Below are 6,735 nucleotides of genomic sequence, written 5' to 3'. Positions count from 1 at the left end.
GCTGCCTGCTGGTCGGGGAAGTAGATCAGGCCGACACGAGAGATCGCCGCGTCGAAGGCCCCCTCGTCCACGGCCGACAGGTTCTCGCCGTCAGCCTCCAGCGTGGCCACGTTCGACAACCCGGACTCGGCCGCCACGCGAGCGGCGTACTCCAGGATGGCGGGTGAGATGTCGGTCGCGAGCACGCGGCCGTCGGCACCGGCCAGTCGTGCGGCGGCCAGCGTCTGTCCGCCCGCACCGGCTGCGACGTCGAGTACGCGAGAGCCGGCGCCGATGCCGGCGGCCGAGAGCATCACCTCGGTGGCGTCGCCGAGCCAGTCCTCGATGGTCGGGCCCCAGCTGTGCCAGGCCTCTGCGGCCGCCTCCCACTGGGCGCGGGTGGTCTGCTTGTAGACGAACGGGTCGAATGTGACTGTCATGGTCCCCTCCGGTGTAGTGAGGGTTCCATCCCAGCAGCCGGTCAGGCGACAAACCTAGTACAGGTTCTGGACTCAACTGGTACAAGTCCTGGACTCCGGGCGCACAATGAGCCATGCGTGACTACGGCCAGTACTGCCCGGTCGCCCTCGCCAGCGAGGTCCTGGCCGACCGGTGGACACCTCTGATCGTGCGCGAACTGGTTCTCGGGAGCCGGCGGTTCAACGACATCGACCGCGGTCTGCCAGGCATCTCGCGCACCCTGCTGAAGCAACGCCTGAACCATTTGGAGCGCAAGGGGGTGCTGGAGCTGATCCCGGTAGCCCGCGGCCACGAGTATCAGCTCACCCCGGCCGGCCGTGATCTCGAGTACGTCATCATGGCCATCGGGGAGTGGGCGGTGCGGTGGATGTTCAGCGAACCGCAGCCCCGGCAGGTCGACCCGGTCACCCTGACCTGGTGGATGTCGCGCCGGGTCGACACCGGAAAGCTGCCCGGGCAGCGGGTGACCGTCGAGTTCGACTACCGCGGCGACGACCCGACGCGGATCTGGCTGATCCTCGACCGGCAGGAGGCCTCGGTGTGCACCGAGCATCCCGGGTTCGACTCCGACGTCATCGTCACCACCCAGCCGGTGGACCTGATGCGAGTCTTCTCCGGCATCGTCAGCCTGTCCCAGGCGAGCGCGCAGGGCACCGTCGCGATGAGCGGTCCACCGCGGTTGGTGAAGGCCCTGCCGTCGTGGTTCTTGTGGAGTCCGTTCGCGCCGGCCGTCCGGGAACAGCTCGGGTAGCCCGGAAGGGTGCTGAGGGCCGGAGCGGGCTTCCGGCTCCGCACCGACCCCCAGCGGTCCAGGTCAGGCCGGACTCGCGACGCCCTTGGGGAGGAAGCGGGCGCCGTTGACCTTCTCGGAGATCCCGGTGCGGTCCAGGTACGGCGTGATACCGCCCAGGTGGAACGGCCAGCCGGCGCCGAGCAGCAGGCACAGGTCGATGTCCTGCGCCTGCGCGACCACGCTCTCGTCGAGCATGATCCGGATCTCCTCGGCCAGCGCGGTCAGCACCCGGGTGCGCAGTTCGTCGGCCGTGGACGGCGTGTCGGCGACGCTCACCAGCGACTCGACCTCGGGGTCCACCACCGGCTTGCCCTCGGGCCAGACGTAGAACGAGCTCTTGCCTGCGGCAACCACCTTGGCGAGGTTCGCGGAGACCGCGAACCGGTCCGGGTAGGCCCGGTTCATGGTCTCCGCGACGTGCAGGGCCACCGGCAGCCCGACCAGCTGCAGCAGCACGAACGGCGGCATCGGCAGCCCCAGGGCGGTCAGCGCCTTGTCGGCCTCCGGGATCGGCGTGCCCTCGTCGACCGCCGCGCTGACCTCGCCCAGGAAGCGGGTCAGCAGCCGGTTGACGACGAACGCCGGCGCGTCCTTCACCAGGACGCAGGACTTCTTCAGCGTCTTGCCGACCGCGAACGCCGTCGCCAGCGTGGCGTCGTCGGTCTGGTCCGCGCGGACGATCTCCACCAGCGGCAGCACCGCGACCGGGTTGAAGAAGTGGAACCCGACCACGCGCTCCGGGTGCCGCAGGTCGGCGGCCATCTCGGTCACCGGCAGGGACGACGTGTTCGTCGCCAGCACGGCGTCCGGCCGGACGATCTCCTCCAGGTCGGCGAAGATCGTCTTCTTCAGCTGCAACTCCTCGAAGACGGCCTCGATCACGAAGTCGGCGTCCGCGAACACGTGACGGTCGACCGAGCCGGTGACCAGCGCCTTCAGCTGGTTGGCCTTGTCCGGCCGGATCCGGCCCTTGCCGAGCAGCCTGTCGATCTCGCCGTGCACGTAGCCGACGCCGCGGTCGACCCGTTCCTGGTCCAGGTCGGTGAGCACGACGGGCACCTCGAGCCGCCGGACGAACAGCAGCGCCAGCTGACCGGCCATCAGGCCCGCGCCGACCACGCCGACCTTGGTGACCGGCCGGGCGAGCGACTTGTCCGGGGCGCCGGCCGGCCGCTTCGCCCGCTTGTTCACCAGGTCGAACGCGTACAGGCCACTGCGCAGCTCCTCGCTCATGATCAGGTCGGCGAGCGCCTCGTCCTCGGCCGTGAACCCGCGCTCGCGGTCGTTGTCCTTCGCCGCGGCGATGAGCTCCAGCGCCCGGTACGGCGCCGGGGCCGCACCGCTCACCTTGACGTCGGCGAACGCCTTGCCCCGGGCGACGGCCGCGTCCCACGCGTCACCACGGTCGATCTCCGCCCGCTCGACCGTGATCCGGCCCGTGAGCACCTTGCTGGCCCACAGCAGCGACTGCTCGAGGAAGTCGGCCGACTCCAGCAGCACGTCACCGATGCCGAGCTTCACCGCCTCCGGGCCGCTGAGCATCTTGTTCTGGTTGAGCGCGTTCTCGACGACGACCTTGACGGCGTTCTCCGCGCCGATCAGGTTCGGCAGCAGGACGTTGCCGCCCCAGCCCGGGATGAGGCCGAGAAACACCTCGGGCGTCGACAGCATGCCGGCCGCAACCGAGACCGTCCGGTAGGTGGCGTGCAGCGCGACCTCGAGTCCGCCGCCGAGGGCGACGCCGTTCACGAACGCGAACGACGGCTTGCCGCCGTCCACCAGCTTGCGCATCACGCCGTGCCCGATCCGGCCGAGCGTCAGGGCCTGCTCGCGGTCGGTCAGCTTCGGTACCCCGGTCAGGTCGGCGCCCGCGGCCAGGATGAACGGCTTGCCGGTGACACCGATCGCCACGACCTCGTCGCGGGCGAGCGCGTCGTCGATCGCGGCGTTCAGCGACGCCAGGCCCTTCGGCCCGAACGTGTTCGGCTTGGTGTGGTCGTGCCCGTTGTCCAGCGTGATGAGCGCCATCGTGCCGGCCTTGTTCGGGAGCACGACGTCCCGCGAGTGCGCCAGCGTGACGACCTCGTCGGTCGACAACGCGGACGCCGAGTCGATCAGTTCCTGCAGGGTCATGCTGCCTCGCCCTTCCAGTTCGGGTTCTCCCAGATGACCGTTCCGCCCATGCCGAGGCCGACACACATGGTGGTCAGGCCGTACCGGACCTCCGGGCGCTGCTCGAACTGCTTGGCCAGCTGGTTCATCAGCCGGACGCCGGACGACGCCAGCGGGTGGCCGTAGGCGATCGCACCGCCGTACGGGTTGACCCGCGGGTCGTCGTCGGCGATGCCGTAGTGCTCCAGGAACGCGAGCACCTGGACCGCGAACGCCTCGTTCACCTCGAACGCGCCGATGTCCCCGATGGTCAGGCCGGCCAGCTTCAGCGCCTTCTCGGTCGCCGGGACCGGGCCGACCCCCATCACCTCCGGCTCGACACCGGCGAAGCCGTACGAGACCAGCTTCATCTTCGGGGTCAGGCCGAGCTCCGCGGCCGCCTCGGCGGAGGTCAGCACGCACGCGGTCGCACCGTCGTTGATCCCGGCGGAGTTGCCGGCGGTCACCCGGCCGTGCGGGCGGAACGGCGTCTTCAGCGTGGCCAGGTCGTCGACCGTCGTCCCGGGACGCATCGGCTCGTCGGCGGTCGCGTAGCCCCAGCCCTGCTCTGCCGAGCGGGTCGCGACCGGGACCAGGTCCGGCTGGATCAGGTCGTTCGCGTAGGCCTTGGCCGCGCGCTCCTGGGAGGCGGCCGCGAACGCGTCCGCGCGCTGCTTGGTGATCGCCGGGAAGCGGTCGTGCAGGTTCTCCGCGGTCGACCCCATCACCAGCGCGGAGGTGTCGACCAGCTTCTCCGAGATGATCCGCGGGTTCGGGTCGACGCCCTCGCCCATCGGGTGCCGGCCCATGTGCTCGACCCCGCCCGCGACGACCACGTCGTACGCGCCGAAGGCGATGCCCGCGGCGGTGGTGGTGACGGCGGTCATCGCGCCGGCGCACATCCGGTCGATCGCGTAGCCGGGCGTGGTGTTCGGCAGGCCGGCCAGCAGGGCGGCGGTCCGGCCGATCGTCAGGCCCTGGTCGCCGATCTGGGTGGTCGCCGCGATCGCGACCTCGTCCACCCGCTCCGGCGGGAGCTCCGGGTTCCGCCGGAGCAGTTCCCGGATGCACTTGATCACCAGGTCGTCGGCGCGCGTCTCGGCGTACTGGCCCTTGGCCTTGCCGAACGGGGTGCGCACGCCGTCGACGAACACGACGTCGCGGATCTCACGGGGCACGATGGCCCTCCTCTGGGGTCGGGACAGCTACCCCGATGCTACCCGTCGGTAACAGAAGTCCCCAAGCGCCCCTCGCTGTGCGGCTGCTCACAAACCACACCCGTGTGGTCACGCAGGCGCTGACCCGTGGCGAACACCGGCGAAACAGCGCATGCTGGAGGCAGGTAGCTATGGGGAGCCGTTCTATGAACAACCTAGATCTCGCCGTACCGGTCCTGAGCCGGGGCAAGCACCGCAATCCGCGCAAAGGCGCCTGCTTCATGGAGTTCGCCTCCTACTTGGCCGGCGAGCCGTGGTCGGACCACCCGTCCTGCACCCACCCGCTGCTGGCGGGGGTCGCACGGGACGTCAACGACTGTACGACCGACGCCGGCCGGTCCCGGCTGGCGCCGCTCATCCCGTCCGTGATCGGGCTGACGCCGGACGACCCGCACGTCGTACCGCGGGTGACCGCGGTGTGCATCCAGCACGCGCTGCCGATCGTGTCGCAGGAGCGGCAGTACATCCTCGCCGTGGCCCTGCTGGTCGGAGAGAAGCACCTGGCCGCGCTGGACGGACGTCCGGTGGACGACCTCGAGCCGGCGTCCCGCGTCGCGCTCGAGTCCGTGCCGGCCGCCGCCAAGTGGGCGCGATCCTTCACCTCCCGGGCCCACCGGGGTACGCCGGACTTCGCGAAGCGGACCGCACCGCGGGCCGTGTCGTGTGCCGTGGAAGGGATCTCGCAGGCTTGCGTGCCGGACCCGGACGACCGGCTGTACCGCCTGCTCACCGCGGCGATCGACGAGTGCAAGGCCTGGATGCCCAAGCCCGCACCGGTACTCCCGCCCACACCCCTCAACGAACGAGCCGCCCGCTGACACCTCTGGCTGGCTGACCCACCGGCGTGCGGGTTGGCCAACCGGAATCCGGTTAGCCAACCCACAGCGGGATGGGCGTACCCACGAGATGGGCGGCCGGGAGGCAGCGGCCGGCCAGTACGCTTCACCGTGTGACTTCGGAGATCGATACCGGTTCAGGGCTGATGCCGGTCCACGAGTGGAATCCCGAGGGCGACCGACCCGGGGTGCTGCTCCTGCAGGAGATCTTCGGGGTCTCCGGCTACATCCGGCAGCGTGCCGCGGATCTGGCTGCCCTCGGGTACTGGGTGATCGCTCCGGAGATCTACTGGCGGCTGGACGACACCGCGTTGGACGAGTCCGCGCCGGACCTGCTCGAGAAGGCGATGGCGGTCGCCGGCCGACTCGACTGGGACCAGGCCGTCTCCGACTCCGTGGCTGCGCTGGAGTACCTGCGCAGCCGTGACCAGGGCACGGCGATCGTCGGGTTCTGCTTCGGGGGCGGGCTCGGTTTCAACGTGGCCGCGGTGTCATCGGCCGACGTACTGGTCAGCTACTACGGCTCGGCGCTGCCGCAGTTGCTGGAGCTCGCGCCGAAGGTGTCGGCCGAGAGCCTGCACCACTTCGGTGACGCTGACGCCTATCTACCGGTCGACGACGTGGTCGCGGCCCTGGACTCTGCCGAGGTGCACCGCTACCCGGCCGCCGGTCACGCGTTCGACAACCCGTTGCCCGCCTTCCACCACGCCGAGGCTTCCGAGCTGGCGTGGCGGCGGACTGTCGCGTTCCTGTCCCGCCACCTCCCTACCTCCCGAGGACCCGCATGAGTCTGTACGACATCCCGCTGACCACCCTCACCGGCGCCGCCACCTCGCTCGGCGAGTACAAGGGCAAGGCCGTACTGATCGTGAACGTGGCGTCGAAGTGCGGGCTGACCCCACAGTACGGGGGCCTGGAGAACCTGCAGAAGAGGTACCGTTCCCGCGGCTTCACCGTGCTCGGTGCCCCGTGCAACCAGTTCGGCGGCCAGGAGCCGGGGACCTCGGAGGAGATCTCGACGTTCTGCTCGACGACGTACGGCGTGACGTTCCCGATGCTCGACAAGCTCGAGGTCAACGGTGAGCGGCGGCACCCGCTGTACGCCCAGCTCACGCAGACGCCGGACGCGGCCGGGGAGGCCGGTGACGTCCAGTGGAACTTCGAGAAGTTCCTGATCACCCCCGAGGGCGCGGTGGCCGCCCGCTTCCGCCCGGGCACCGAGCCGGAGTCGCCCGAGGTCGTCGAGGCGATCGAGGCCCAGCTGCCCGCGTAGCCGCGC

7 protein-coding genes are annotated in these 6,735 nt (G+C 70.2%); 4 read left to right on the top strand and 3 right to left on the bottom strand.

Annotated features, from left to right (window positions below):
- A partial coding sequence (locus E1218_RS20160; RefSeq protein ID WP_132322407.1) for a class I SAM-dependent methyltransferase occupies positions 1–419 on the bottom strand: 419 nt, incomplete at its 3' end.
- A gap of 113 nt (positions 420–532) precedes the next feature.
- On the opposite strand from E1218_RS20160, the gene E1218_RS20155 reads away from it, so the two are divergent.
- Positions 533–1,210, top strand: coding sequence for a winged helix-turn-helix transcriptional regulator (locus tag E1218_RS20155; protein WP_132322405.1), 678 nt, complete (start codon positions 533–535; stop codon positions 1,208–1,210).
- A 63-nt stretch (positions 1,211–1,273) separates the two neighbouring features.
- Here E1218_RS20155 and E1218_RS20150 read toward each other — a convergent pair whose 3' ends face one another.
- Both E1218_RS20150 and E1218_RS20145 read right to left on the bottom strand, forming a co-directional pair.
- The gene (locus tag E1218_RS20150; protein ID WP_132322403.1) at positions 1,274–3,385 is read right to left on the bottom strand and encodes a 3-hydroxyacyl-CoA dehydrogenase NAD-binding domain-containing protein; all 2,112 of its coding nucleotides are present in this window, start codon (positions 3,383–3,385) and stop codon (positions 1,274–1,276) included.
- Entirely contained in the window at positions 3,382–4,581 is a 1,200-nt protein-coding gene (locus E1218_RS20145; RefSeq protein ID WP_132322401.1) for a thiolase family protein, read from the bottom strand. The genes E1218_RS20150 and E1218_RS20145 overlap by 4 nt, the downstream gene beginning before the upstream one ends.
- Before the next feature lie 185 nt (positions 4,582–4,766).
- On the opposite strand from E1218_RS20145, the gene E1218_RS20140 reads away from it, so the two are divergent.
- The 3 genes from E1218_RS20140 to E1218_RS20130 all read left to right on the top strand — a co-directional run bounded on the left by E1218_RS20140 (position 4,767) and on the right by E1218_RS20130 (position 6,729).
- A complete protein-coding gene (locus E1218_RS20140; RefSeq protein ID WP_132322399.1) occupies positions 4,767–5,438 on the top strand; it encodes a hypothetical protein in 672 nt (223 codons plus the stop codon).
- A 131-nt stretch (positions 5,439–5,569) separates the two neighbouring features.
- The gene (locus E1218_RS20135) at positions 5,570–6,244 is read left to right on the top strand and encodes a dienelactone hydrolase family protein (RefSeq protein WP_132322397.1); all 675 of its coding nucleotides are present in this window, start codon (positions 5,570–5,572) and stop codon (positions 6,242–6,244) included.
- Entirely contained in the window at positions 6,241–6,729 is a 489-nt protein-coding gene (locus E1218_RS20130; protein ID WP_132322395.1) for a glutathione peroxidase, read from the top strand. Before E1218_RS20135 ends, E1218_RS20130 begins: the two co-directional genes overlap by 4 nt.
- Positions 6,730–6,735: the final 6 nt, after the last annotated feature.

Origin of the sequence: Kribbella turkmenica (assembly GCF_004348725.1) — a bacterium.
Taxonomy (GTDB): domain Bacteria; phylum Actinomycetota; class Actinomycetes; order Propionibacteriales; family Kribbellaceae; genus Kribbella; species Kribbella turkmenica.
This window is presented reverse-complemented; position numbering and strand designations above follow the sequence as displayed.